Origin of the sequence: Rathayibacter sp. AY1A2 (assembly GCF_002930935.1) — a bacterium.
In the GTDB taxonomy this organism is placed as follows: Bacteria; Actinomycetota; Actinomycetes; order Actinomycetales; family Microbacteriaceae; genus Rathayibacter.
The window spans coordinates 48,092-73,525 of the sequence record NZ_PSTP01000003.1 but is presented as its reverse complement, the minus strand read 5'-3'; the positions used below and the strand labels follow the sequence as shown (position 1 = coordinate 73,525).

Here is a 25,434-nt window from a genome sequence, read left to right as displayed (position 1 = left end):
CCGCTCAGGCGGGATGGAAGTCTTTCTGAAGGAGCACCCCATGTCCGATCCGATGGAGCCCGGCACCGTCGAGCGCATCCGCACCGATGAGCAGCCGACCCCGAACCAGCAGAGCCGGCGCGAGTCCGCCCGCCGCGACGGGAAGCCGTCCGAGCCCGAGTCGACCGAGAGCCGGGTCGCGACCGCCGCCGGCGAGAGCGCCCAGCGCGTGTCCGGCGTCCACCACCTCGGCGGAGCCGTCGCCCGCGGCCTCGATCGCGCCTCCCGCCGCGTGCTGGGCACCAGCACCGTCCCCGGAGTCACGGTCTCGAAGGCCGACGGCGTCACCACCGTCGACATCGACCTCGTCGTCGAGTACCCCCACCCCGTCCGCGAGGTCCTGGACGCCGTGCGCGATCAGGTGCAGCGCGTGGCGGAGCCGGTCGCCGGCGGCCACGTCGTCGTCAACGTCGAGGCGACCGACGTCCACGGCCCGTTCGACCCGATCGAGAAGCCGGAGGAGGACGAGGAGCCGCTCGTCGACACCGCCAAGCGCGCCGCGTCCGACGCCCGCGACTCCGCCAAGGAGGCTGCCGGGAACGCCCGCGACGCCGTCTCCGGTGCCGTCGACTCCGCCCGCGGACGCCTGGCGGATGCCGCCGACGACGCCGCGGACGCGATGGACCGCGCGGCCGACGAGCGCGCAGCCGCCCAGAAGACGGCCGTCGACGAGCGCGCCGCCGAGCGCGACGAGGACGACCCCCGCGTCGAGACGCACGCGGCTCCGGCCGTCGTCGAGACCGCGGAGTTCGTGGTCCGCGTCCAGGTCGAGCCGGTGGACGACGACGGCGACCCCCGCACCGCGACCGTCGAGGTCGCTCCTGCGGAGGAGTCCGAGCACGTCGAGCGCGACGAGGCCGCGGCCGATCGCGACGCCGCGTCCGACGACGCCGACGCCCACCGCTCCGAGGACGACCGCGCGTCGTCCACCGCCGGTCGGGAGTAGTCCCGTGCGCACCCGCTCGTACGGCGCGCGACGCAAGCCGCGTGCGGCCTGGATCGCGCTCGGCACGGGCGTCGTGCTCTCGTTCGTGGTCGTCGTCGCCGTGCTGCTGCCCGTCCTCGGGCTGATCGGCGCGGCCGACGGCACCACGGCCGGGGCGCTCGACGTGCCGGTCGGCGCGATCGTCCTCTCGATCGTCCTCAGCTACGCGGTCGGCCTGGCCTGCCTCGCCGTCGCGTTCCTCTCCCGCAACGCGGCCCTCGCCTGGGTCGCCGCAGTGGCCGCCGTCATCGCGACGCTCATCGGCTCGACCTGGCCGCTCGTCGCGACCGGATTCGCCAGCGTCGACCAGGCGAAGGACGTCATCCCCTTCATCCAGGACCTGATCGCCCGGGTCCGGGGGTAGCGTCGGGGCGATGAGCTCCGACTACCTCCGCGCCTACGACGACCAGCTCCGCTCCGACGCCGAGACCCCGAGCGCCGTCTCCGTGACGCACGAGGGGCCTCTGCGTCTGGTGACCTTCGCCGGCGGACGCGGCTTCGTCACCTACCGCGACCTCGCCGGCGCCTCCTCCGCGGAGATCGCCCGCCTGGTCGCCGCGGCCTGCGCGCACTTCGACGCCGATCCCGGCATCACCCGCGTCGAGTGGAAGACCCGCGGCCACGACGAGGCCCCCGGCCTGCACGACGCCCTCGTCGCGAACGGCTTCGCGCCGGACGCGGCCGAGTCGATCATGATCGGCCCGGTCGAGGCGCTGCTCTCGGACCGGCCGGTCCCGGAGGGGGTCGTGCTGCGGCGGGTCGTCGACGAGCCGGACGTCCGCGCGTTCAGCGCCATGATCGACGCCGCCTTCGAGGAGGAGATCGACGTGTCGATCGCCGATTCGCTCGTCGCCCGCCTGGCGCGCGGCGACGGCATGGAGCTGTGGGTCGCCGAGGTCGACGGGCGGATGGCGTCCGGCGGCCGGCTCGAGCCCGTCCCGGGCACCGCCTTCGCCGGCATCTGGGGCGGAGCGACGCTGCCGGAGTACCGCGGACGCGGGCTCTACGGCCTGGTCACGGCCGCCCGCGCCGCCTCCGCACAGGCACTCGGGAAGACCCTCGTGCACAGCGACTCGACCGAGTACTCGCGGCCCATCCTGGAGCGCGCGGGCCTCGTCCGGGTGTCGACGACGACCCCGTACCGTCGACGGCGTCCGTAGTCCGCTTCTCCGGGCGTGCGCGGGGATGTCGAGACGCGCGCGGTGCGCGCTACTCGATCAGCATGTCGGGGACTTCTGCTGGTCGAGTAGCCCGAAGCGGCGTATCGAGACCTGCCCGTTCGTGCGTGGAGATCTCGATACGCGCGCTGCTCCGATCAGCTCGGGGACGTGATCTCGAGCGCGATGTTGTCGGGGTCGCGGAACTCGAGGAGGCTCATGCCGCCGGCGTCCTTGATCGGCTCGTGGGCGATGCCGAGGTCGTCGAGCACGGCCGCGGCGGCCTTCAGCGCGTCGAGGTCGGGGACGGTGAAGCTGACGTGGTCGAGCCCGACCCGGTCCTCGTCGAAGCGGTCGTCGCCGGCCGCGACGGGGCGCAGGCCGAGCAGTCCGCCCGGGAACTGGTAGATCACCCCGCCGAACACGAACGCCAGCTGCTCCTTCTCCTCCGGCGACGCGTCGGCCGGCGGCGCCTCGAAGGCGACGTCGAAGCCGAAGACGGAGTCGTAGAAGGGGCGCGAGACGGCGATGTCGCGGACGGTGAGTCGGACGTGGTTGTAGTCGACAGCGGGGATCGGCACAGGGGTTCCTCTCGGCGGGGCGGGCGGAGTGCCCGTCTCCAGTGGTTCGGAGGCGGCGGGCCGCCGGTTCGGGGCTGGCGCCGCCTCCGAGGATCGGGTAGCGCGTCAGTCCAGCTCGGTCGGGCGCGCCGGCTCGGCCAGCAGGGCGCGCGCCGCCATCCCGATCACCGCGCTGTAGGTGGGGTAGGCGAAGCGGACGTTCGCGAGGGTCGCGAGGTCGACTCCGGCCGCCATCGCCGTGGTCACCGACTGCACGACCTCGATCGCGTTCTCGCCGACCGCGTGCGCGCCGAGCAGCAGCTCGCGGCGCCGGTCGGCGATCAGCGTGAGGAACCCGTTCTCGCGGTCGTCGATGACGGCGCGGTCCAAATTGGAGAACGGCACCGAGGCGACGACGCACTGCGGGTCGCGCTCGCGGGCCTGCTCCTGCGTGAAGCCGACGCCCGCGTAGTCAGGGTCCGTGAATCCGCCCGCGGGCAGGAGGAACTGGGGCGTGCGCCGGTTCGCGCCGAGCACCGCGTTCTCGGCGGCGGCCTCCGCCTCGAACTGCGCCGCCTGGACGAGCATGTCGCGCCCGTTCGCGTCGCCGACCGCGAAGATGTGCGGCACGACGGTGCGGAAGTACTGGTCGGCGGGGATCGCCGAGCGGACGACCTCGATGCCCGCGTTCTCGAGTCCGAGGTCCTCGACGTCGGCGGGCCAGCCGGTGGCCATGATCACCGCGTCGACCTCGGCCGTGCGGTCCTCGCCGCCCTCGCGCCACGCGATCGCGAGCGAGCCGTCGTCCTGCCGCTCGATGCCCGACACCGTCTCGATCCCTGTGCGGACGCGGACGCCCTGGCGCTCGAAGGCGGCGCCGACGTGCTCGGAGATGCTGGAGTCGGAGGTCATCAGGATCCGCGGGGCGACGTCGAGGAGCGTCACCTCGGAGCCGAAGGCGTTGAAGACGGTGACGAGCTGGGCGCCCGTGTTGCCGCCGCCGATCACGGCGACGCGGCGCGGCAGCTCGGTCAGCCCGAGCACGTCCTCCGGCACGGTCGCGAGCTCGGCGCCCGGGATCGGCAGCCGCCGCGAGTGCCCGCCGACGCAGACCATGATCGAGCGCGCGCGGATCCGCCGCCCGCTGTCGAGCACGAGGGTGCTCTCGTCGACGAAGCGGGCGCGGCCCTCGTGGATCAGGTCGACCCCCGCCTCCTCGAACCGCTGCGCCTCGCGCTTGATCGAGCGCACCAGGTCGACGCGCTCGTGCACGTGGCGCACGGTCGCGGCCCAGTCGAGGACGGGAGTGCCGATCTCGATCCCGTAGTCGCCGGCGGAGCGGGTCTCGCGCATCATCCGCGCCGTCTTCGCGAGGACGCGGGTGGGCACGCAGCCGGTGTTGACGCAGGTGCCGCCGACGCGCGCGGCCTCGAGCACGACGACGCGCGCTCCCAGCTCCGCGGCGCGGAGGGCGGCGGCCGTCCCCGCGGGTCCTGCGCCGATGACGGCGACGTCGTACTCGGCCTGCTCGGGAGTGCTGTCGGGCACGGGGACCTCCGGTTCTGGGTGTGCTCCGATCCTGCCGCTCCGCGCCCCGCTGCACCCGGCCTTGACAGCCCGCCCGCGGACCGGCGTCGCGGGCGTCCCGACGCTGAACATCGGCCGAGGACGGTTGCCCGGCGGGCGCCCGGCACGGTGGGATGACCGGGTGGGCTGCGGCGGGGGACTCGAGCGGAAGGCGCTCCGATGAGCGCCCGCACCTTCGGGGTGGAGGAGGAGTACCTCCTCGTCGACGCCGGCATGTTCCTCCCGACGCCCGCGGCGCCGCTGCTGCTCGGCTCCGTCCGCGGCTCCGCGGCGGTCGCCCTGGCCGCCGAGCTCAAGGCGGAGCAGATCGAGGCGGTCGGCGCTCCCGCCCGCACGCACGACGCGTTGCTGGCCGGGCTGCGCGAGGGCCGCCGCCTGGCCGACGACTCCGCCCGCGAGGTCGGCGCCCGCGCCGTCGCGGTCGCGACCAGCCCCGCCGCGTTCGAGCCGCACCTCTCGGCCGACGAGCGCTACGACCGGATGGCCGAGCGCTTCGGCCTCGTCGCCCGCGAGCAGTTCACCTGTGGCCTGCACGTCCATGTCGGGATCGGGTCGCCGGAGGAGGGGATCGCGGTCCTCGACCGGCTGCGCGGCTGGCTGCCCGCCCTCCTCGCCCTGAGCACCAACTCCCCGCTGAGCGCCGGCGTCGACACCGGCTTCGCCAGCTGGCGCTACCAGTCGTGGGGGCGCTGGCCCACCGCCGGCCCGGTCGGGATCTGGGGCGACGTCGAGCAGTACCGGAGCGTCGTCGCCTCCCTCACCTCCTGCGGCGTGCTGCTGGACGAGGGCATGCTCTACTTCGACGCCCGTCTCTCCCGCGCGCACCCGACCGTCGAGGTGCGCATCGCCGACGTCCCGCTGCACGCGGAGGACTCGGCGCTGATCGCCGTCCTGATCCGGGCGCTCGCCGAGACGGCCGTGCGCGACGCGGGCGCCGGGGTCCCGCCCGTGCCGCTGCCGACTCCGGTGATCGCCGTCTCCTCGTGGCTGGCGAGCCGCCACGGCACGACCGGCGACCTGATCGATCCGGTCGACGGCTGCCCGGCCCCCGCCCCCGCGGTACTGGCGCGCCTGCTCGACCACGCGGGTCGGGCGCTGGCGGAGTCGGGCGACGAGGAGGTCGCGGCGTGCGGCGTCGAGCGGGTCCTGGCGCGGGGCACGGGCGCCGAGCGGCAGCGCGCGGTGTGGGAGCGGACGGCGTCCGCGGCCGAGGTGATCGCGGACGCGGCGGAGGCGACGCGCGCCTAGCGGCTCACTGGTCGCAGGCTCACGGCTCGCTGGTCGCGGGCCCGGCGGTTCAGGGCTCGCTGGTCGCGGGGTCCGGTGACCCGGACTCCACCGTTCCGGACTCCTCCGCCTCGGGCTGCGGCGGCTCCGGCACCAGCTGGTAGCCGCCCTCGATCGTCCCGTCCGGGCGGAGCAGGATCTGCGTGTACACCGGGGCGCCGCTGCGGAGCGTCGTGCCGCTGACCCGGAGGGGCTCCCCGGCGAAGAACGCCTCCGAGCCGGTGCAGCCGGCGAAGAAGGACGCGTCCGGGCGCTGCACGGCGAGGCACACCGTGGTGCCGTTCGGCTCGGTGATCAGCAGGCGGTCGTTCTCGGCGGTGTCGAACCCGGAGCCGTAGACGACGGCCTCCCCGGCGAGCAGGGCGAGACCCGGCGGGACGTCGGTGGTCGGCTCCCAGCCCTCGACGAGCGCGGCGAAGCGGTCGGCGGGATCCGCGGAGGCGGTCGGCGGGGCGACGGGGTCCGCGGGCGGAGGGAGGAGGAGCGCAGTGGGGACGATCGCGCCGACCGCGGCACTGCCGACGATCGCGGCGGCGAGCACGAGGCGGCGGCGGCGGGGGTGCGGCGTCCGCGGGGCCGGCCGGTCGGGGTGCTCGGCGGGCGACTCCGCAGTCTCGGAGCCGGCGGTCGCCGACAGCGGGAGTGCGGTCGCCGGCAGGGGGGCACGCGAGCCGGTCGCCGTCCCGGGATGCGCCGCGCCCGGCTGCGCTCCGGACGGCGCGGCGCCGGTCTGAGCGCCGGATCCCGTCACTCCGGGAGGAGCGTCCTCCGCCTCCAGCTCGCCGAGCCGTCGCAGCGCCTCGCGCCGCTCGTCCCGGTCGGCGCCGTCGTCGCGGGGTCGGGCCGACAGGATCCGCTCGAGATCCCTGCGCTCATCGTCCTCGGCCTGCACTCCGTCAGTATGGCGGCGCCGGACACGGGAACGGCCCGCGACCCCCGGGACTCCGCCTTCTCAGCGGTGTCCCGGTGGCCGCGGGCCGTTCCGGTGCGGGCGTCAGCCCGACGGGTTCTCGACCGGGTCGCCCTCGGGGTCGGTGGCCGTCTCGGGGTCGACGTGCTCGGGGTCGGTGGTCTGCGGGTCCTCGGGAGTGTTCTTCTCGGTCATCGGATCCTCCTTGTCGCCGGATGCGGAACGTGCGGACAGGTTCCACGCTACGGCGGGAGCTCCGTGGAGCGCGCCCGGTTGACTCCGCCGCCCGGTGTCCGGAACCGAGGTCAGGAGCGGCGGATCCGCCCGAGCGGCCCGTCACGCTGCTTCCCGCCTCGGCTCCGGACGCCGCTCGCCTCAGCCGGCCCCTTCACCCGTGGCAGCCGCGGGCCTCCACCGCAAGGCCTGGCAGCGCTCTGTCGCGATTCGTACGCTGAACCCATCGAGCCGAGGAGCAGCAGCGCCACATGATCCGCACCACCGTCACCATCGAGGGCAAGACCTACGGGCTGTCCCAGGGGACCGACGTCGCCGAGCTGAAGCGGTCGGCGACCGAGGCGACGCAGGCCGGAGGAGGCCTCGTCGACTTCGTGATCGTGGGCAACCGCCAGGTCAGCGTCCTGATCTCGACGGGTGTTCCGGTGATCTTCGAGGAGCTCGAGGTGCCGGACGACGACCGCGACACCGGTGACGTCCACCAGCCGTGGGACGACATCGACTACCTCGACTGACCCCGTCCTCCCGGTCGCGCCGAGTCGCGGCCGGGTCCCAGACGCCTGAGGGGCGCCGCCGGCTGGACCCGGCGTCTCTCGGGCACCTCGTGCCGCGCTACTCCGCGGACTCGCTCTCGGCCAGCTCGCCCTCGACCAGCGTGCGGGCGGCCGAGGCGAGGGCCGAGCGGATGCGCTCCGCCGGCTCCTGCAGCATCGCCGCGATCGCGTCGACGTCGTGGCCGCCGGTGTGCCGGAGCAGCCAGGCCTGGCGCTCGAGCGTCGGCAGGGCGTGCAGGCGGCGGTGGAAGCCCGAGCGCAGCAGGTCGTCCTCGCGGATCGCCGGCGGGGCCTGCTCGGTGCGCTCCATCGCGGAGCCGCCGCGCTGCACGCTCGCGCGCCCGACCTCGGAGCGCATCAGGTCGAGGGCGCCCGTGTCGTCGAGTCCCTGCGGCCGTCCGCTGCGGACGGTGACCGCCGCGTGGCGGAGGGCGGCGCTCGCCGCGGAGTCCGACAGCGTGAGGCGGTAGGCGTACGCGTAGAGGCCGAAGGCGCGGTTCTCGAGGGCGCGGCCGGCGAGCAGCTCGCCCTGCTGCTGCGACTGCGTCATGCCGACGGCGGCGACGGGTCTGTCGTAGGTGGTCACGGTGACTCCTCGGCTCCGCGCGCTCCCGGTCGGGAAACGCGTCGGAGGCGATGCTAGGGAGTCGAGAACGATCGTTCTACCCTTGACATTTCAGAATCTTTTTCGATGCATGCGCATGGAAGCGCTTTCCCGACAACCGTCCTGGAAAGTGGAAGCGCTCTCACTCCCGCGCCGAGAGGATGCAGAACTCGTTGCCCTCCGGGTCGGCGAGCACGACCCAGGACTGCTCGCCCTGCCCGACGTCGGACCGCGTCGCCCCCAGGCCGACCAGCCGCGCGACCTCCGCCTCCTGGTCGTCCGGCACGAAATCCAGGTGCAGGCGGTTCTTCACGGTCTTGCGCTCGGGTACGTCGAGGAAGAGCAGGCTCGGCCCGCGGCCCGACGGGGCGAGCAGCTCGATGCCGTCCTCGTCCTCGTCCACGACGTCCCAGCCGAGCGCCTCCTGCCACCAGTGCCCGAGGGTCCGGAAGTCGGTGCAGTCGACGATGATCTCTTCGAGTCGGAGGGCCATGCACCGACGCTAATCGGCGCGGGGCGTGTCGGGGAAGTGCGTCCGGCGGGTCCGCGCGGCGCCGCGGCTCCGTCCGGACGTGTCGTCCGCGGGACGGGTGCCCGTGCCGGTTCGGCACGACGGCTGGCGGCCGGAGCGGCGGCGCGGCATCCTCGACGCGGGTGCCCCTGCGCCCGGGGACGAGGAGCAGCATGAGCACCGCACGCGAGCAGTGGGAGGCGCGCTACGCCGACTCCGATCGGATCTGGTCGGGCCGGCCGAACGCGACGCTGGTCGGGCTGGTCGGTCCGGTGCCGCCGGGCCGCGCCCTCGACCTCGGCGCCGGCGAGGGGGCGGACGCGCTGTGGCTGGCGTCGCTCGGCTGGCGCGTCACCGGGCTCGACCTCTCCGAGACGGCGTTGGGCCGGGCGCGCGCGGCCGCGGCCGAGCGGGGCGCCGATGTGGACTTCGTGCAGGCCGACCTCGCCGAGGACTGGCCGGTCGTGGGGGAGTTCGATCTGGTGACGGCGAGCTTCCTGCACTCGATGGCCGAGTTTCCGCGGATCGACGTGCTGCGGCGGGCGGCCTCCGTCGTCGCTCCCGGCGGCCGCCTCGCCGTCGTCTCGCACGCCGCGCCCCCGCCGTGGGCGAGCGGCGACGACCACCGCCACGGAGCGATGCACCTCGTCGGCCCCGAGGAGGAGCTCGCCGAGCTGGCCCTCGACCCCGCCGAGTGGACCGCGGAGCTCGTCGAGACGAGGGAGCGCGCCGTGACCGCTCCCGACGGCACGGCAGCCGTGCTCCTGGACGGCGTGATGCTCCTGCAGAGACGCGGCTGAGTAGGCGCCGCTCGAGGACCCGCGGCCGGGCTAGCGTGGTCCGCGACCCCGACCCCGCAGGAGGCGCCGATGCCGCTCGATCCGTACCTCGCCGCCCGGCTGCCCCTCCTGGCCGGCCTCGCGTATCCGCTCGACGCCGAGCAGACCGCCCGCATGGCCGCGTTCGAGGAGGATCCGGGGCCCTGGTCGCTGCCCGAGGGGATCGACGTCGTCACGGAGACGGCGTCCGGCCCGCACGGACCGGTCCCGCTGCGCGTGTACTCGCCCGCCGCGCCCGAGCGCGCTCTGCTCTGGGTGCACGGAGGAGGGTTCGCCGCCGGGAGCATCGACATGCGCGAGTCGCACGTCGTCGCGGCGGAGCTCGCGCACCGGGCGCGGGCCCGGGTCGTCTCCGTCGACTACCGGCTCGCCGGCCCCGACGTCCGCTACCCCGTCCCGCTCGACGACGTGCACGCCGCCTGGCGGCACCTCCGCAGCACGGAGTCCGGATCCACGCCCGTCGCGATCGGCGGCGCGAGCGCGGGAGCGGCCCTGGCACTCGGCGCGGTCCTCCGCGAGCGCGACGCCGGTGCGCGGCTGCCGGAGCACGTGCTCCTGGCCTACCCCTTCGCCCACTTCCCCAACCCCGCCGTCGACGACGCGATCGCGGCCGAGCTGCGTGAGCTGCCGCCCGTCCTCCGCTTTCCTCCGTCGAGCATCGAGGGCATGGTGCGCACCTACCTCGGGCGGATCTCCGACCTCCCCGTCGAGGCGCTGCCCGGCTCCGCGCCGCTGGCGGGTCTGCCTCCGGTCACGGTCCTCGTGAACGAGTACGACGAGCTGCGGGGGTCGGCCGAGCTGCTCCTGCGCCAGCTCGCGGAGGCGGGCGTCGCCGTGACCGGGCACCTGGCCGTAGGCATGCCCCACGGGCACCTCAACCGGACGCCGGCGCTGCCCGAGGTCGACCGCTCGCTGCACCTCTTCGCCGCCCAGCTGCGCGCGATGGGCTGAGGCGCTCTGCCCCGTCCCGTCCCGCTCTGCCCCGCTCAGCTCAGGCGCGGTCCGCACCGTCCCGCTCAGGCGCGGTCGTGCAGGGTGACGTGGTAGCCGTCCGGGTCGGCGAAGGTGAAGGTGCGCCCGAACGGGCCGTCGATCGGAGCCGCGACGACGGGGTGCCCGTCGGCGACGAGCGCGTCGTGGATCTCCTGCACGCCGGTCGCGTGCAGCCAGATCGCGGCGCCCACACCGGGGCGGGAGGCGGCGTCGAGGTCGGTGCCGGGCGCGAGGTCGCGCAGGGCGAAGGCGATCGGAGTCGTCGCGAAGACGACGGCGTGCGGCGGGCCGGCGGGCGAGCGGACCAGGCCGAGGTACTGCTCGTAGAACGCCTGGGACGCCGCGAGGTCGCGGACCTGGAGCGAGACGAAGTCGGGGCCGGTGACGGGCATGGGGTTCCTCCTCGGTTGTGTCAGATTTCTGACACACAGGAGCGTATGTCAGAATACTGACATGAGTCAAGACGGCATCGACCTCGAGACCTCGCTCGGCTACCTCCTCAAGGAGGCGTCGAGCGCCCTGCGCGCGGCGATGGAGGCCGTGCTGCGCCCGCTCGGGATGACGGTCACCCACTACTCCTGCCTCGAGCTCCTCGCCCAGCGGCCGGGCCTCTCGAACTCGGAGCTCGCGCGGGGCGCCTTCGTCACCCGGCAGTCGATGAACGTCCTGCTGCAGACTCTGGAGCGCGACGGCGTCGTCACCCGCCCCGACGCTGCTCCGGTCGGCAAGGCGCTCCCCGCCAGGCTCACGGAGCGCGGACGCCGGAGCCTGGCCGAGGCGTCCGCCGCCGTCCGCGGGGTGGAGCTGCGGATGCTGGAGGAGCTCGCGGAGGAGGAGCGGCAGGCGGCGGCGCGCCTGCTCCGCGGGATGATCCGGTCGCTCCGGGCGGACGACCGCGCCTGAGGGGCGCTGTTCCGCCGTCTGTAGGAACGGGCGCCGCCCGCTCGCCGGTACGGTCGCGCTCATAGCAGCAGGAGGAGCGGTGCGCCCGCTCGACGTCGGGATCGTCGGCGGCTCGATCGGCGGACTGTTCGCCGCGGCCCTGCTCGTCCGCGACGGGCACCGCGCGACGGTCCTCGAGCGGTCGGCGACAGGCCTGTCGCGGCGGGGAGCCGGGCTGGTGGCCCAGCAGGACCTGATCGACCTCCTGCACGCGATCGGCCGCGACGACGAGGCGCGGGTCGGCGTCGTCGCGCACGAGCGGATCACCCTCGACCGCTCCGGGCGCGTGATCGGCCGCGACCCCTCCCCGCAGACGCAGGTGTCGTGGGACCACCTCTACGACAAGCTCCGCTCGCGGATCCCCGCCGACCGCTACCTCCTCGGCCATGCCGTCGCCGGGGTGCGCCCCTCGACCGGGACGGACCCGGTCGTCGTCGAGCTGCGCGACGGGAGCGGCGTGGAGTTCGACGTCGTCTTCGGAGCCGACGGACTCGGATCCGTCGTGCGCGCGGCGGTCGCGCCCGAGGCGCGGGGGAACCGCTACGCCGGCTACTCGACCTGGCGCGGGCTGATCCCGGAGTCGGCGCTCCCCGCCGAGGCCGCGGCGACTCTGCTCGGGCGCTTCGCCTTCTACACCGCGCCCGGCGAGCACATGCTCGGCTACCTCGTCCCCGGACCCGCCGGCGAGGTGGAGCCCGGCCGCCGGCGCTACAACTGGGTCTGGTACCGGCCCCTCTCGGAGGACGCCCTCCGCGGAGTGATGACGTCGTCGGGCCGTCCGCCGGAGAGCGTGTCCCTCGCGCCCGGCGATCTCGCTCCCGATCTCCGCCGTCGGCTCGAGGAGGACGCGGTCGACCGCCTGCCGCCGCCCTTCGCGGCTGCCGTCCTGGCCGAGCCGCAGCCCTTCCTGCAGGCGATCGTCGACTACGTCCCGCCGCGGACGGTCCGCGGCCGGGTCGCCCTCCTCGGTGACGCCGCCGTGACGGTAAGGCCGCAAACGGCCATGGGTGCGGCCAAGGCGGCGGGCGACGCGCTGGCCCTCGCCGGCTCCCTCGCGCGGCACCCGGTCGACGAGGCGCTCCAGCGCTACGAGGCCGAGCGGCTCCCCGTCGGCCGCGCCATCGCCGAGTACGGCAGGCGCCTGGGCCGCTCGATCCCGCTGCTGTCCGAGTGACCGCAGTACCGCGCTCCTGATCGATCCCGGACGTCCGCAGTGACCACCGCCTTCCCGGTGACGAGCCGCCACTGCGAAAGAGTGCGATCGAGAGCGAAGAAGAAGGTCTCCGCTGGAAGTCCTCAGGTGAGCCGAGGGCCGTGCTCGTCACGAGTTCATCCCCCGCCCCCGCCTGGCCGCTCCCCGCCGTCCGCCGCGCGTCCCTTGCTCCTCGACCGCGGAGACGGCACCCTCGGGTGACGGCCCACGGCGAAGGAGACGCATGGACGACGACGGACTCCTGGCTGCGCTGCTGCGGGGACGGCCGGCGACGCTGGCCGACGCGGCGGAGCTGACCCACATCGACGAGGCCGAGGTCGCTGCGGCGATCGAGCGGCTCCGCGGCCGGGGGCTCATGGGCGGCGAGGGCGAGCAGCTCGACTTCCCGGCGCCGATGGAGTGGGCGGCCGCGGCCATCGCCCGGCACACCGAGTCGGCGCGGCGGGCGGGCAGGGAGTCCCTGGACGGGATCGAGCGCGTCGTCGCGGGCCTGCCGATGCTGCTCGGCGCCTGGCGGGTCGGCGAGGACACGACGGATCCGGTGCCGACCCTCCTCCGTCACGGGCCGCACGCGTCCGAGGACCTCTGGTTCGACCTCGTCCGCCGCGACTCCGGCTCGCTCGTGGCGGTGCTCCCGAACGTGGAGCGGTTCCTCGATCCGCCGACGGAGCGGGCGATCCGCTTCGGGCACGCGCTCGCGGCGAAGGACCGGGTGCGCGTCATCATGCCGGCCGCCGGCGCGCGCGACCCCCGGGTGCTCGCCCGGGTGGAGGCGTACCAGGCGGCGGGCGTCGAGTACCGGCTCCTCGAGAGCCCGCCGAGCTGGTTCTGGGTCGACGGCGACCACCTCGCCGTCCCGTTCGAGTGGGGTGAGACGAAGCCGACCAGCGTGCTCGGCGTGCGCCACGCGGCGCTGGCGGGGCTGGTCGAGTCGTACTTCGAGGTGCTGTGGCGGCAGGCCGCTCCGATCGGCGCCGTCGACCAGAGCTGGCTGCCGCTGCTCCGGCTGATGCGCCAGGGCGTCACGCTCGAGACCGCGTCGCACCGGCTCGGCATGAACCCTCGGACCGGCCGCCGCCGCGTGGCCGCCGCGATGGAGCACTACGGAGTGGCGACGCTCTTCGCGCTCGGCACGGCGTGGGCGGCGGACTCGCGCACCCGCGACGGCGACGCCGGTGCCGGCGAGTCGGTGCTCGACGATCCGGAGGCGCTCGAGCCGGGAGCGCTGGACGACGGCGAGATCGACCTCGCCGAGACGGTGCCGCGCGATTGAGCTCCCGCGGGACCGAGCCGTGCGGCCGACCCCTCGACGCCTTCGGGTGGCAGTGAGGAGTCGGCCGACGCGCCCGCCCGGGCACCTCTCCAGGGTCCGGACGTGACCACTGCGGGGACAAGAGCCTGTAGCGGACACGTCCGGAAGAGGACACCGCACCCGGGAGCGGATCGCCGGCGCTCCCGCTCCGGGGTGGGCGCGTGCCAGGCTTGCCGCATGGATCTCGAGGTGCGGCCGGGGCTCGTCGTCCCCGCATCGGAGCTGCAGTGGCGGTTCTCGCGCTCCTCCGGGCCCGGCGGGCAGCACGTGAACACCTCCGACAGCCGCGTGCAGCTCACCTGGAGCGTCGAGGAGTCGACGGCCCTCTCGGACGAGCAGCGCGCGCGCCTGCTCGAGCGCCTCGGGAGGCGGCTCGTCTCCGGAGCGGTCACCGTCACGGTGGCGCAGGAGCGCTCGCAGCTGCGCAACCGCGAGACGGCCCTCGAGATGCTCCGCGGGATCATCACCGCGGCCCTCGCGCCGCCCTCCGCCCCGCGGCGCCCGACCCGGCCCACGCGCGGCTCCACCCGCCGCCGGCTCGCCGCGAAGCAGCAGCGCTCCGAGACGAAGCAGCAGCGCCGGCGGCCGCCCGGCGACTGAGCGGAGCCGGGGGTCCGCCTGGCGGTTGCGCGGGGTCGCAGGGTCCGCCCGCACAATGCGCGGCGCCGCGGACCCCGATCGCGCCGGACCCGGCTCAGGGAGTGAAGAACGCCTCGATCGCCGCGGTCAGGGCGACCAGGTCGTCCACGTGGGCGAGCTCGCGCGCCGAGTGCATCGAGAGCAGCGGCACTCCCACGTCGACCGTGGAGATGCCGAGCCGGGTCGCGGTCAGCGGGCCGATCGTGGATCCGCACGGCACCGAGTTGTTCGAGACGAACTCCTGGTACCCGACCCCGGCGCGCTCGCAGACGCCCGCCCACAGCGCCGCGCCGCGCGCATCCGTCGCGTAGCGCTGCGTCGCGTTGATCTTGAGCAGCGGCCCCTTCCCGGCCACCGGCTGGTTCGCGGGATCGTGCTTCTCGGAGTAGTTGGGGTGCACGGAGTGGCCCGCGTCGGCCGAGAGGCACCAGGAGGCGGCGATCGCCCGGGCGCGCTCGTCGACGCCGGCGCCGAGGGCCGTGCCGATGCGCGAGAGGACGTCCTCGAGGAACGGCCCGCTCGCTCCGGACCGGCTCGCCGAGCCGAGCTCCTCGTGGTCGAAGGCGGCGAGCACGCTGATGTGCGCGGGCGGCGCCGCGGGATCGGCGCTCGCCGCGAGGAGTGCGACGAGGCCGGCGTGCACGGAGCTGAGGTCGTCCATCCGACCGGCGGCGAGGAACATCTCGTCGAGGCCGAAGCGGCGCGGCGCCTGCGTGTCGGCGGTGAGCAGGTCGTAGCCGGCGATGTCGGAGGCGTCGTCGAGCCCGGCGTGCGCGGCGAGCAGCTGGAGCAGGTCGACCTCGGAGGCGTCGCCGATGCCGAACACGGGGACGGTGTGCTTCTGGCGGTCGAGGGTGAGTCCCTCGTTCGCCGTGCGGTCGAGGTGGATCGCGAGCTGCGGGATCCGCAGCAGCGGGCCGGTCCGGAGCAGGCGCGTCGAGCCGTCGCGGGTGACCACGCGCCCGGCCAGCTCGAGCTCGCGGTCGAGCCAGGAGTTGAGCAGCGGGCCGCCGTAGATCTCGACGCCGGCCTGCAGCCAGCCCTTCGAGCCGATCGTCGGCCGGGGCTTGAGCATGAAGCCGGGGGAGTCGGTGTGGGCGCCCAGGATGCGGAAGGGCGTGGTCGCCCCGGAGCCCTCGGGCAGGTGCCAGGCGATGATCGCGCCGTCGCGGACGACGTAGTACCGGCCGGGCCCCGCAGGCCACGCCTGCGTCTCGTCCAGCCCCGTGAATCCGGCTCCCTCGAGGCGACGTGCCGCCTCGGCGGCCGCGTGGTACGAGGAGGGGGAGGCGGTCAGGAACTCGGCGAAGTCGGCGATGTGGTCGTCACGCGTGGTCATCCCTCCAGTGAAGCACGCGGCGCGGCCGGGACGGGGAGGGTGCCGGGGGAGCCCCTGCGGCGGCCGTCACGGCCGGGCAGGGGCACCCCGGGGCGGAGGGTCAGCGCCGGGTCAGGTCGACGTCGGCCTCCGCGGCGATCGCCTTGATCAGCGCCGAGGCGTTCTCCCCGCCGAAGCCGGCGGCCATCGCCTCGTCGATGTAGTGGCGGGCCGTCGCGACGCCGGGGACGGGTGCGCCGACGCTGTCCGCGTAGGCCTGGATCAGCCCCGCGTCCTTCTGCATCAGCGCGAGGGCGAAGGACGGCGAGTAGTCGCCGGCGACAGCCTGCTCGACCCGCTGCGGGCGTCGCACTTCCCCGTTCGAGTCCGCGACGGCCGAGGACGCGGTCATCACGGACGCGGAGTTCAAGTCAGTTGCCGCGGATCTGATGAACATCCGCAGCACGATCGGGTACGTCTCGAGCAACCTCAACCAGCTCGCCCCTCGGTGGCGCCAGCGGGCGAGGGCTGATGCGCAGAAGTTGTGCGCGGGAAGAGGTGCTGAACCGCTCGTCGCCGCGTGAGGAGGGGGCGACGAGCGGTTCAGCGCTGGTCTTACGGGTGTCGTTAGCGCACGACTCCGTCGATCTCGAAGCTGTCGAAGCTGCCGGCGAGGTACGGGTCGGGGAACTGCGACTTGCCGAGGAAGTTGCCGCTGGTGCGGCCTAGGTCCTTCGGAGCGAGCGGCATGGCGGTGTTCTGCCCGACCTGCACTCCGTTGGCGAAGATCGTTCCCGTCGTCGTGCCGTTCGTATTCGCCTTGAAGGTCACCTTGATGTCGGTCCACTGCCCAGCGGGCATCGTGAAGTTCGTCGAGATCCGTGTCTCCGCTCCATTACCGGAGGTCGTGAGGGCGAGCCCTAGCTTCCCGTCAGTCGACTTCGGCGTGAGGAACACGTACTTCTGGGTGCTGCTGCCGAAGTCGAACAGCCGGCTGAAGGTGGAGATCGAATCGACCTTCACCCTCATCGAGATGGTCAGGTCCTTCGAGCGTGACAGGATGTCCGACGGCAGCTGGGCGAAGGCCCCGTCGCTTCCGTTCAGCCGCAGCACGCTCGCCGTGCCGTCGGTGGAGGTTGCCGCCGTCCCCTTGAGCGCGAGCGCGTTGCCGTTGCCGGAGGCGTCGGGGACGGTGCCGTTCGACGATGAGTCGAAGGTGTAGGTCACCCAGTCGGCCGGGAGCGGCTGCAGGGCTTGAACGGTCACGGACACCGTGTCGGTGGTCGCAAGGACGCCGTCGCTTGCCCGGAGTGCGAACACGTAGCTGCCGGCGGTACTCACCGACGCAGACGTGCGGCGAGCAGTCGGCCACGCGAAGGTCGCGGTGGCACCGGCAGGAGCAGACTGCACGCTCCACTGCGTCGTCAGGGTTCCGTTCGGCGAGCCGAGTCCGTCGTCGGAGGCGGATCCGCTGAGCTGGATCGGATCGAGTCCGAGGGACAGCCCGGCCTGGTCGGGTCCGGCGTTGACGGTCGGCGCCGCATTCGCGCCCGGGGCGGTCGAGACCAGGTGGACGATGTACGTGCTGCCGGCGGGCGCATCGAACGGGACGCGGACCGGCGCGGGAAGCGTTCCCGCGAGAGAGGCGGGCCGGTAGACGTTGACGGTGCGCTGGCGCACGCCGTTCACGATGACCGCGTAGCTGCCCTGCGCGAGGCCGCTGACCTCCGCGATGCCGGAGTGTGCGGTGCCGGTGCGGTTGAGCATGTCCAGGCGCAGGTCGGCGCTGTTCGAGCCGACGATCGCCTGCGAGTAGGCGTCGTTCTCGAGGTCGACCGACAGCTGCTGGGTCACCAGGTTGAGGCGGCGCTGCAGGCCGTCCTTCGGGATGACGGTGGTGGAGTAGGCGTCCCGCGAGACGTCCGCTCCGTATCCGACGACTCCGAAGATCGGGTCATCGGTGACGACGTCGGCGCTGAGGGTCTGCAGGGTGCCCCACAGTCCGAGATCGCTCTCGCCGGTCATGCCCCGCCAGCCGTTGTTCAGCTTGACGTTCGCGCCTCCGCCGACCCCGAGGGTGCCGAGGTTGCCGCGCTCGGCCTGGTACGACCACGATGCGGCTCCGATGTTGGCCGGCGCGTTGCTGATCTGGCCGGAGTTGATGGTCGCGAGTCCTGCGACCTTGCCGGCGTAGTTCAGGCGCTGCAGCTCGGCGCGGCGCGCGGCGGTGATGGCCGTGGTTCCGGTCTCTAGTGCTGCGGTGTGGTTGATGTAGTCGTCCATCGTGTAGCCGGCGAGGGAGGCGCTGTACTGGAACTGCCACCAGTTCTCGCCCGTGATGGTGGTGGGGTCGGAGTACCAGTACCAGACGGGCATGCGTCCGCGGGCGGCCTCCGTCTTGGCGACGATGTCGCGCATGACGCGCAGGGCGTTCGTCTTGTCGTCGTTCACATTGAGCTTGGCGAGGGTGTAGACCGCCTCCTCCCCCGTGTTGTCGTAGCTGTACTCGGAGCCGTAGGGGTAGGCGTTGGAGGAGAAGTTGGCGTACTTGATCGCCATCTTCGCTTCGATGTCGTTGGCCTGCGTGTCCAGTCCCTCGGCGCGCAATGCGGCGATGAGATCGGGTGTCGAGAGCTCACCCATGAGTCCGGTCTCCCAGTTGTAGGCGACGGGTCCCTCGTAGAGCTCCTTGAAGATCCCGTACGCCGTCGTCAGGTACCACTGAGCGGGGTGGGCGTAGGCGATCGCGGAGGGGTTCTGCTTGGCGATGTTGTACATGCCGAAGAACGTGTTGTAGACGTGCGGGTAGGCGTAGCCGCGGTAGCCGGGCGTGGTGTTCAGGCTGCCGGGCTTCCCCTGCTCCCAGAAGTCGTAGACGGTGTACTTCGGCGCGGCGCTGGGCGACGTGTTCCCCATCAGGTTCTCCCAGACGGCCTTCTGGAGGTAGTCGTCGAGGGCCTTGATCTGGGTGGCGTCGGGCAGGGCGACGAGCTTCTCCGCGAGGAACTGGCCGTGCGGGAGTCCCCAGTCGTCGCCGAGCCCGTAGTAGCCGGCGTACTCGTTGCGGCGGCCCTGAGGGGCGTTCGTCGTGGTGGCGAGGCTGCCGTCGGGGGCGTTCATCATCCAGTCGTCGAAGGTGTAGTTGCGGATGTCGCTCGCGGAGAGTCCGTCGGACGGCTTCCACTGGGTCTTCTCGACCATGAACTTCGCATGCGTGTCGAGGAGTCCCGCGACACTGTCGATCACGGAGAACTGGAGGACGGACTGCCGCGCGGCGCCGGTCTGGTCCGTGTACGAGACGGTGACGTCGTTGGCGCCCAGCTGCGTGCGGTCGAAGGTCATCCCGTAGATCCGGTAGTCGCCGTTGCTCCGGGAGAACGTCACGACGGGGTTCGTGGGCGCTGACCCCTTGAGGTCGTTGCGGTTGCGCGCGGTGACTGACGTGATGGTGCCCTTGATCCGGAACGCCATCTCTGCGCGCCGGTCGATGGGCACGATGAGTCCGGGGACGACCGTGGTGTCGAGCAGCCCTCGATCGAACATCGTCTGCTTGAGTGCTGCGTCGTCATCGACCTTGCCGATGCGATAGGTGTAGCTCTTCGTCGCGCCCGGCGCGATGGCGACACTGGTGGAGCTGAGGTAGCCGCGGTTGGTCTTCTGGATCGCGGTGGAGTGCGGGTAGTAGATGTTGAGGCCCTTGATGTTCGAGCTCTCGTTCGCCGAGTTCCAGGCCCAGGAGGTGTTGCCGACTTCCTCGGTGCGCCAGCGGTCCTGGTACTCGAAGCCGGAGCCGGATGCGGTGTCGGCGGTCATGGCGATGAACGGGCCCTGGCCGCTGGGACGCTCGAGAGTGACGTAGGAGCCGTTCTTACCCACGTAGGAGTGTGTGAGGACCCGGGTCTCGTAGATCGAGTCGCCCTGCCTCCATAACTCGTTGCCGGGAACGGGGACACCCCAGTCGCCGATGACGAGCTGCGTGGCCGCGGTGTTCTTGACGTCCTGCTTCCAGACCAGGGAGCCGTCGGAGGCGAGAGAGTACGTCTCGGTGACGGTGAAGCCCTTCACGCCTTCCGCGTTGGTGGAGTTCTGGTGGGTGACCGTCACACTGCTCGACGTCGCCGAGACGGTGCGGCCGTCGGCCGACTGGGAGGTCCACGCGGTCTTCCAGGGGTTCGCGCCGACACCGGTGGTCGACACTGCTCCCGTGCCGTTCGCGTAGGAGAACATCAGGTTCCCGAACCACTGGCGGTACTTGCTGTTCGTCTCGCGGGCCTGCTCCGGAGCGCTGTCCGGGTTCATCAGGTATTCGGTGTCGTGTAGGTCGCCGACGATCTTGAGCGACTGCATCGACCCGTCCGCGGCGAAGCTCGCGCGGATCTTGTCGGAGGCGAGCGTGTAGGGGTAGCTGGTGGCGGCGTCGGCGGTCTGGCCGACCACCACCGATCCTGCTGCGGCGATGACGCTGATCGTGAGTGCCGCGAGCAGCCGAGAGGCTCTGCGTGAGAGGAGGGACATGTCCTGCCTTCTTCGTCGAAGTGCGGATACGGTGACCGGCGGCCGCCGCAGAGGAGCGAGGATCCGCCCGGCGGTGGGAGCTCGCCCGGGAATCAGGAGTGGTTCACGGGAAGCCAGATGCGCATCGACACGGGACCTCGGGATCCCCACGACCGGTACGGGGTGAGCGCCACGGTCAACGGCCGTCGGTGCGGGGTTCGAGGGATTCTGGAGAAGGGCCATTCGTGCTCGTCGCGTTCGGCGACGCTGCCGGCGAGAGTCACACGCCCCTCTCGTGCGATCGGGACCGCTCCGGCGTCCAGGGCGATGTCGTCGACGTGGGCGCCGGCGGGGAGGTCGACGGACTCGAGGCAGAGGATGTCCGGTCCGTGCTGGACGGCGACGGTGCCGCGGGTGGCATCGATCCTCTCGTCGGGCTGCACGAGGACGGGTTCGAAGGGGAGGTCGAGTTCGATCCGGTCGCCGACGCGGAAACGCCGTTCGAGGTGGAGCGTGCCGTGGAACGGTCCGGTCGGCGTCTCGGCAGCATCCCCGCCGGCGGAGACGACGACGACGTCCGCGTTCGTCGCCCAGGTCGGGATCCGCAGCGTCAGAGTCCACGGCTCGACGGGTGTGCGCGTGATGGTCACGGCGACTCGCCCCCGCTCCGGCAGGTCGCTGGAGACCTCCATCGAGACGTCTCCCTGGAGGAGAGCGGCGGAGATCGTGGCGGACGCGTACTGGTGCAGCTGCACACCCTTCGCATCGGTGGTGGCGAGGTAGCCGGACAGCGAGGCGAAGGTGCGGGCGAGGTTGTTGGGGCAGCAGGCGACGTCGAACCACGCCGCCCGCTGACTGGAGTCCGCGCGCTTGGACTGCTCCTCCGGGGAGGACGCGACGCCCGGCTCGCGCCGGTGGAGGGTGTTCGCGTAGAAGAAGGAGCGGCCGTCCTCGGACACGGCGGTGGCGATGATGTTGTGCAGAGTGCGTTCGATCAGGTCCGCGTAGCGCGGGCGGCCGGTGGCGAGCAGCAACCTCCACGAGAGCATGATCGAGCCCACGCCGGCGCAGGTCTCGCAGTAAGCGCGGTCATTGGGTAGCTCGAAGTCGGCGCCGAACGCCTCGTCCTGGTGATGCGAGCCCATTCCACCGGTGATGTAGGTCCGGCGTGCGACTGTGGCCTCCCACTGCCGCTCGACGATCGCGAGCAGCTCGGCGTCATCAGTGTCCACGGCGACGTCGACCACCGCGGACGTGAGGTAGAGGGCGCGCACCGCGTGTCCGCGGAGGACCTTGGCCTCGCGGATCGGGACGTCGTCCTGGAAGTAGGCGCGACCGAACTCGACGTCTTCCAGGCTCTGGTGACCGCGGCGGTCCAAGAACACGCGGGCTTGCTCGAGGTAGCGCTCCTCCCCCGTGGCGCGGGCGAACTCCGTGAGCGCGACCTCGATCTCCGGATGTCCGCAGACCGTCTGGCGGCCGTCCGCCCCGAACTCCGAGCAGATGTGGTCGGCGAGACGGCGCGCGGCCTGCGTGAACCCGTCCTCACCGTGGGTGCGCAGTCGCGCGACCGCGGCCTGGAGGAGGTGTCCGGCGTTGTACAGCTCATGGCCCCACTCGAGGTCGCTGTAACGCTCAGCCTGACCGTGCCGGCCGAAGCGGGTGCCGAGATAGCCGTCGCTCTCCTGCGCACTGACGATGCGGGCGGTGAGAGCGCGGATGATCGATTCGGTCTCCGGGTCCTCACGTCCGGCGGTGTGCCAGCAGAGCCCTTCGAGGGTCTTGTAGACCTCGGAGTCGGCGAACTCGCGTCCGCGACGGCCTTCGGCGAGTCCGCCCCCGACGGCGAGCTCGAAATTGCGCAGCCATCCGGCGCGCTCCAGCCAGCCGAGGTTGTGCTCGAAGGTGGCGGTCGCGTTGACGGCGACCCGACGTCCCCAGAACCCCTCCGGGTCCAGCTGGACCCGGTCGATGGCGAGGGGTGTCAGGGTCCCGGCGGCCGGGTCAACGGGCAGGGCTGGGGAGAAGGTCATGACGGGATCTTTCAAGAGTGGCGCGGGACGAGAGGAAGGACGACTGCTACTTGACGCTGCCGACGGCGAGGCCCTCACGCAGCAGCCGGAACGACAGCACGTAGACGGCCAGCAGCGGCAGCGAGGAGATGACCGCGAGAGCCATCAGCCCGGGCCAGTCGATCCCGTACCCCGACGTCTGCTGCGCGATGAGAGCGCTGATCGGGTAGTTGACCGGAGAGAGGAAGAGGTTGATCGCGAAGAGGAACTCGCCCCAGGCGACGAGGAAGATCAGCGAGCCGACCGTCGCCATGCCGTTTCGAACGATCGGGACGACGACGGCGAAGAAGGTGCGCAACCGACCGGCCCCGTCGATGGAGGCGGCCTCTTCGATGGCGTCGGGCACCGCGGCGAAGAACGGTCGCAGCAGCAGCACGGCCCACGGCAGCAACATCGCCGTATCGGCGAGGACGAGACCGGCGGTGGTGTCCAGAAGACCGAGCCTGCTGAAGATCGCGAACAGAGGGATGATGCTCGCCGTCTGCGGCACCATCTGCAGGAAGATCAGCAGCCCGAGGACGAGACCGGCGACGACGCCGTCGACGCGGCGCAGCGCGTAGGCGAACGGGACGCCGAGCGCGAGCACCAGTGCAGTGGTCCCGAGGGCGATCTGCGCCGACTGGGCGAGCGCCGTCGCGAGGGCGGGGTTCGCGAGCGCCTCCGCATAGGCGTCGAAGGAGGGCGCCGAGAGGATCGCTCCGCCGACGACGTCGCCCTGGCGCTTGAGGGAGGTGAGCACGATCCAGACAAGGGGCAGCCCGTACAGGACGTAGAGCACCACGCGTACGGTGAAGGCGACCGGCTCCCGGGTGCGGGACGGTCGCGCGACGCGGGTCGCAGCGCCGCCTCGCAGGCGGGTCAGGGGGGCGGTGAGGGTGCTCATCAGGACTCGCTCCTGGTCGATCGGACGTAGACGACGGCGAGGACCGCCACGATAGCGAGGGCGATGATGCCCGTCGCGGAACCAAGTCCGTAGTCGTGCTGGACGAAGGCCTGGGAGTAGCTGAGGTAGGGCAGCGTGGACGTCGCGTCTCCGGGGCCGCCGGCGGTCATCACGTAGATGAAGTCGAAGCTGCGGAAGGCGTAGACGACGGTCAGGATCGCCAGGATGACGGCGGTCGGCCGCGCCGCGGGGATGAGGATGCTCCGGATCTCCTGCCAGCGGCTCGCGCCGTCGACCGAGGCCGCCTCGAGGATCTCGGGGTCGATGCCCAGCAGAGCCGACCGGAAGACCAGCGCATTGAAGGGGATGACGGCCCAGGCGTTCACAATCGCGACCGAGAGCAGCGCGAACCTCGCGTCGTAGAGGAAGGGGACGCCCTCCGCCGAGAGGCCGGTCGCCCGCACGAGCGTGTTGACCAGACCCTGATCGGCGAGGAGGAACTTCCAGATGCTGCCGTTCACCACGGGCGGCATGGCCCAGATGAACACCATCATCCCGAGGAGGAAGGCACTGCCCAGTCGGGAGGACCGGAGGGCGATCGCCGCTCCGAGTCCTCCGACGACCCCGACGACCGTGACCAGGACCACGAAGGCCCCGGTGCGCAGCGTGGCGCCGCCGAGGTCGGAGCCCTCGAGCAGCGCGAGGAAGTTCTGGACGCCGACGAACGGCCAGTCCCCGTTGAGGGTTCCGGAGCTGACCTCGCTGACGCTCATCCTCATCAGCAGGTAGATGGGGTAGAGCGACAGCGCCGCGAGCAGCACTCCTCCCGGTGCGGCGAAGCCCAGTCGGCCGCCGCCGACGCCGGATCGTCTCCGGGTCGTGGTCGAGGTGCTGCTCACGGTCGCTCCATTCTCTCGTCGGGGTCTGCTACTGCTGGAGCAGCGGCGTCAGGGTCGTCATCAGGTCGCTCGAGAGCTGCTCGGGGGTCCCGCTGCCGGCGACCGCCGCGCTCCAGGACTCACCGACGGTCTGCAGCACCTTCGCGACGTTCTCGGACGGGATCGCCGGGTCGGGCGAGGTGTGGCCGTCGTCCTGGAGGATCGCCGCGAACTGGGAAAGGATCGGATCGCTGCCGACCTTGTCGTCGGCAGCCGCGTCGGCGCGGGCGGGGATCGAGCCGAAGGCGTCGAGCAGCGTCAGCTGCCCCTGCTTCGAGAAGAACTCCTGCTCGAGGTACTCCTGCGCGAGCGCCTTGTTCTCGGAGAAGGCGCCCACGTTCTGCACCTCACCGCCGAGGTAGACCGAGCCGCCCTCACCGACGGGGATCGGCACGACCCCGTACTCGAACGCGGCGTCCTTCTCGGCCGAGGTGATCTGCCAGTTGCCGTTGACGGCGAAGGCCGTGTTCCCCGCGGCGAACTGCTGGAAAGGGACCGTCTGGTCCCACGTCGCCGCCTCCTTGGTCAGGTAGCCCTTCGCGGTCCAGTCCTGCACCATCGCGAACGCGTCCTGCAGAGGCTGCTGCTCGGGTGCGGCGTAGTCCCACCCGGCACGCGAGAGCCACGGGAACGCCTGCCACTCGCCCTCGGAGTTCGCCTTGCCGGTCAGCGTGATGCCGTCCTTGCCGGCGGCCGTGGCCGAGGCGAGATCCGCCTCGAGCTCCTCGAACGTGGTGGGAGCCTCGACACCCAGCTCGGTGAGGATGTCCTGGTTGTACCAGAGGCCGATCAGGTTCACGAAGCCCTGCACGCCCATGACATCGTCGCCGACCTTCTGCACGACGGCGTCGGGGAACTGCCCGGCGTCGGCGTACTGGTCCCACCACTCGTTCATCGGCTCGATGGCCTTCGCCTCGGTGAGGGTGAAGGTATCGGCGGCGTTGTAGACGACCACATCGGGGCCGGTGCCCGTTCCCGCGGCCTGCACGAGCTTGTTCGTCAGCTGGTCGAACGGAACGTAGACGTTCTCGACCGCGACCCCCTCGTGCGTCGATTCGAAGTCCGACGCGAGCTCCTCGAGTCCGGCGGTCTGGCCGTCGACGGAGTAGTAGTGCCAGACGGTCAAGGTGTCGCCGCCGTTCCCGGCCGAGGCGCCTCCCGCGGACGACGGCGTGCAGCCGCTGAGAAGAAGGGCCGCAGTCGCGGCTGTGACCGCTGCGACGATGCTGATCCGGGTGCTGTGACGCCTCACGACGTGCCTCGCTTTCACTGTCTTCATTGACTCGGCCACCTGGTGCAGGCATTTCATCGATGAAATCGAGGACCGCTGTCGGCGATAGTAGAGCCGCCGGGCCGACCCCGT

The 25,434-nt window shown here is 72.2% G+C and carries 25 protein-coding genes; 12 read left to right on the top strand and 13 right to left on the bottom strand.

Annotated elements, in window-relative coordinates; all coding sequences use genetic code 11:
* Positions 1-40 precede the first annotated feature (40 nt).
* Genes C5B93_RS04335 through C5B93_RS04325 form a run of 3 tightly spaced genes read left to right on the top strand, consistent with a single transcriptional unit; the run spans position 41 to position 2,184 of the window.
* Positions 41-985 (top strand): Asp23/Gls24 family envelope stress response protein, encoded by a 945-nt coding sequence (locus C5B93_RS04335; RefSeq protein WP_181068325.1) that lies wholly within the window; start codon positions 41-43, stop codon positions 983-985.
* A 4-nt stretch (positions 986-989) separates the two neighbouring features.
* Entirely contained in the window at positions 990-1,388 is a 399-nt protein-coding gene (locus C5B93_RS04330; protein WP_104291885.1) for a hypothetical protein, read from the top strand.
* 10 nt (positions 1,389-1,398) lie between these two features.
* On the top strand, positions 1,399-2,184 hold the full coding sequence (locus C5B93_RS04325; protein WP_104291884.1) for a GNAT family N-acetyltransferase: 786 nt from the start codon (positions 1,399-1,401) through the stop codon (positions 2,182-2,184).
* 155 nt (positions 2,185-2,339) lie between these two features.
* Here the strand turns inward: C5B93_RS04325 and C5B93_RS04320 are convergent, their stop codons facing one another.
* Both C5B93_RS04320 and C5B93_RS04315 read right to left on the bottom strand, forming a co-directional pair.
* Complete coding sequence (locus tag C5B93_RS04320) at positions 2,340-2,762, bottom strand: VOC family protein (RefSeq protein ID WP_104291883.1); 423 nt, start codon at positions 2,760-2,762, stop codon at positions 2,340-2,342.
* 105 nt (positions 2,763-2,867) lie between these two features.
* Positions 2,868-4,289 (bottom strand): NAD(P)/FAD-dependent oxidoreductase, encoded by a 1,422-nt coding sequence (locus C5B93_RS04315; protein ID WP_258068126.1) that lies wholly within the window; start codon positions 4,287-4,289, stop codon positions 2,868-2,870.
* Positions 4,290-4,487: 198 nt separating this feature from the next.
* Here C5B93_RS04315 and C5B93_RS04310 point away from each other — a divergent pair, with 198 nt between their 5' ends.
* On the top strand, positions 4,488-5,576 hold the full coding sequence (locus C5B93_RS04310) for a glutamate--cysteine ligase (RefSeq protein WP_104291881.1): 1,089 nt from the start codon (positions 4,488-4,490) through the stop codon (positions 5,574-5,576).
* Positions 5,577-5,625: 49 nt separating this feature from the next.
* Here C5B93_RS04310 and C5B93_RS04305 read toward each other — a convergent pair whose 3' ends face one another.
* Positions 5,626-6,507, bottom strand: coding sequence for a hypothetical protein (locus C5B93_RS04305; protein WP_104250489.1), 882 nt, complete (start codon positions 6,505-6,507; stop codon positions 5,626-5,628).
* Between the two features lie 503 nt (positions 6,508-7,010).
* Here C5B93_RS04305 and C5B93_RS04300 point away from each other — a divergent pair.
* Positions 7,011-7,274, top strand: a complete 264-nt coding sequence (locus C5B93_RS04300; protein WP_104224053.1) for a hypothetical protein — start codon at positions 7,011-7,013, stop codon at positions 7,272-7,274.
* Positions 7,275-7,371: 97 nt separating this feature from the next.
* Here the strand turns inward: C5B93_RS04300 and C5B93_RS04295 are convergent, their stop codons facing one another.
* Complete coding sequence (locus tag C5B93_RS04295) at positions 7,372-7,899, bottom strand: hypothetical protein (protein WP_104250488.1); 528 nt, start codon at positions 7,897-7,899, stop codon at positions 7,372-7,374.
* Between the two features lie 160 nt (positions 7,900-8,059).
* On the bottom strand, positions 8,060-8,410 hold the full coding sequence (locus C5B93_RS04290; RefSeq protein WP_104224051.1) for a VOC family protein: 351 nt from the start codon (positions 8,408-8,410) through the stop codon (positions 8,060-8,062).
* A gap of 191 nt (positions 8,411-8,601) precedes the next feature.
* On the opposite strand from C5B93_RS04290, the gene C5B93_RS04285 reads away from it, so the two are divergent.
* Complete coding sequence (locus tag C5B93_RS04285; RefSeq protein ID WP_104250487.1) at positions 8,602-9,228, top strand: class I SAM-dependent methyltransferase; 627 nt, start codon at positions 8,602-8,604, stop codon at positions 9,226-9,228.
* A 69-nt stretch (positions 9,229-9,297) separates the two neighbouring features.
* On the top strand, positions 9,298-10,218 hold the full coding sequence (locus C5B93_RS04280) for an alpha/beta fold hydrolase (protein ID WP_104291880.1): 921 nt from the start codon (positions 9,298-9,300) through the stop codon (positions 10,216-10,218).
* A 65-nt stretch (positions 10,219-10,283) separates the two neighbouring features.
* On the opposite strand, the gene C5B93_RS04275 is transcribed toward C5B93_RS04280, so the two are convergent.
* Complete coding sequence (locus tag C5B93_RS04275) at positions 10,284-10,652, bottom strand: VOC family protein (protein WP_104291879.1); 369 nt, start codon at positions 10,650-10,652, stop codon at positions 10,284-10,286.
* 61 nt (positions 10,653-10,713) lie between these two features.
* On the opposite strand from C5B93_RS04275, the gene C5B93_RS04270 reads away from it, so the two are divergent.
* The 4 genes from C5B93_RS04270 (at position 10,714) to arfB (ending at position 14,327) form a co-directional block, all read left to right on the top strand.
* Positions 10,714-11,163, top strand: coding sequence for a MarR family winged helix-turn-helix transcriptional regulator (locus tag C5B93_RS04270; protein WP_104291878.1), 450 nt, complete (start codon positions 10,714-10,716; stop codon positions 11,161-11,163).
* A gap of 79 nt (positions 11,164-11,242) precedes the next feature.
* Positions 11,243-12,376: an FAD-dependent monooxygenase gene (locus tag C5B93_RS04265; protein ID WP_104291877.1), complete on the top strand. Its 1,134-nt coding sequence runs from the start codon at positions 11,243-11,245 to the stop codon at positions 12,374-12,376.
* Positions 12,377-12,638: 262 nt separating this feature from the next.
* The gene (locus tag C5B93_RS04260) at positions 12,639-13,688 is read left to right on the top strand and encodes a hypothetical protein (protein WP_104291876.1); all 1,050 of its coding nucleotides are present in this window, start codon (positions 12,639-12,641) and stop codon (positions 13,686-13,688) included.
* 216 nt (positions 13,689-13,904) lie between these two features.
* Positions 13,905-14,327: an alternative ribosome rescue aminoacyl-tRNA hydrolase ArfB gene (gene arfB, locus C5B93_RS04255; RefSeq protein ID WP_104291875.1), complete on the top strand. Its 423-nt coding sequence runs from the start codon at positions 13,905-13,907 to the stop codon at positions 14,325-14,327.
* Positions 14,328-14,421: 94 nt separating this feature from the next.
* Here the strand turns inward: arfB and C5B93_RS04250 are convergent, their stop codons facing one another.
* Together C5B93_RS04250 and C5B93_RS04245 are read right to left on the bottom strand one after the other, a co-directional pair.
* Positions 14,422-15,705 carry a M18 family aminopeptidase gene (locus tag C5B93_RS04250; RefSeq protein ID WP_104291874.1) on the bottom strand — a complete coding sequence of 428 codons (1,284 nt, stop codon included), beginning with the start codon at positions 15,703-15,705 and terminating at the stop codon, positions 14,422-14,424.
* Positions 15,706-15,805: 100 nt separating this feature from the next.
* Positions 15,806-16,057 (bottom strand): NAD-binding protein, encoded by a 252-nt coding sequence (locus C5B93_RS04245; RefSeq protein ID WP_181027148.1) that lies wholly within the window; start codon positions 16,055-16,057, stop codon positions 15,806-15,808.
* A gap of 76 nt (positions 16,058-16,133) precedes the next feature.
* Here C5B93_RS04245 and C5B93_RS17590 point away from each other — a divergent pair, with 76 nt between their 5' ends.
* The gene (locus C5B93_RS17590) at positions 16,134-16,268 is read left to right on the top strand and encodes a hypothetical protein (protein WP_258067579.1); all 135 of its coding nucleotides are present in this window, start codon (positions 16,134-16,136) and stop codon (positions 16,266-16,268) included.
* Between the two features lie 43 nt (positions 16,269-16,311).
* On the opposite strand, the gene C5B93_RS04240 is transcribed toward C5B93_RS17590, so the two are convergent.
* From C5B93_RS04240 to C5B93_RS04220, 5 genes are all read right to left on the bottom strand, one after another.
* Complete coding sequence (locus tag C5B93_RS04240) at positions 16,312-20,199, bottom strand: DUF5695 domain-containing protein (protein ID WP_104291873.1); 3,888 nt, start codon at positions 20,197-20,199, stop codon at positions 16,312-16,314.
* A gap of 92 nt (positions 20,200-20,291) precedes the next feature.
* On the bottom strand, positions 20,292-22,211 hold the full coding sequence (locus C5B93_RS04235; RefSeq protein ID WP_104291872.1) for a glycoside hydrolase family 127 protein: 1,920 nt from the start codon (positions 22,209-22,211) through the stop codon (positions 20,292-20,294).
* Between the two features lie 46 nt (positions 22,212-22,257).
* Positions 22,258-23,133 carry a carbohydrate ABC transporter permease gene (locus tag C5B93_RS04230; protein ID WP_104224039.1) on the bottom strand — a complete coding sequence of 292 codons (876 nt, stop codon included), beginning with the start codon at positions 23,131-23,133 and terminating at the stop codon, positions 22,258-22,260.
* Positions 23,133-24,032, bottom strand: coding sequence for a carbohydrate ABC transporter permease (locus C5B93_RS04225; RefSeq protein ID WP_104269559.1), 900 nt, complete (start codon positions 24,030-24,032; stop codon positions 23,133-23,135). Before C5B93_RS04225 ends, C5B93_RS04230 begins: the two co-directional genes overlap by 1 nt.
* Positions 24,033-24,060: 28 nt before the next feature.
* Positions 24,061-25,323 carry an extracellular solute-binding protein gene (locus tag C5B93_RS04220; protein ID WP_181027149.1) on the bottom strand — a complete coding sequence of 421 codons (1,263 nt, stop codon included), beginning with the start codon at positions 25,321-25,323 and terminating at the stop codon, positions 24,061-24,063.
* Positions 25,324-25,434: the final 111 nt, after the last annotated feature.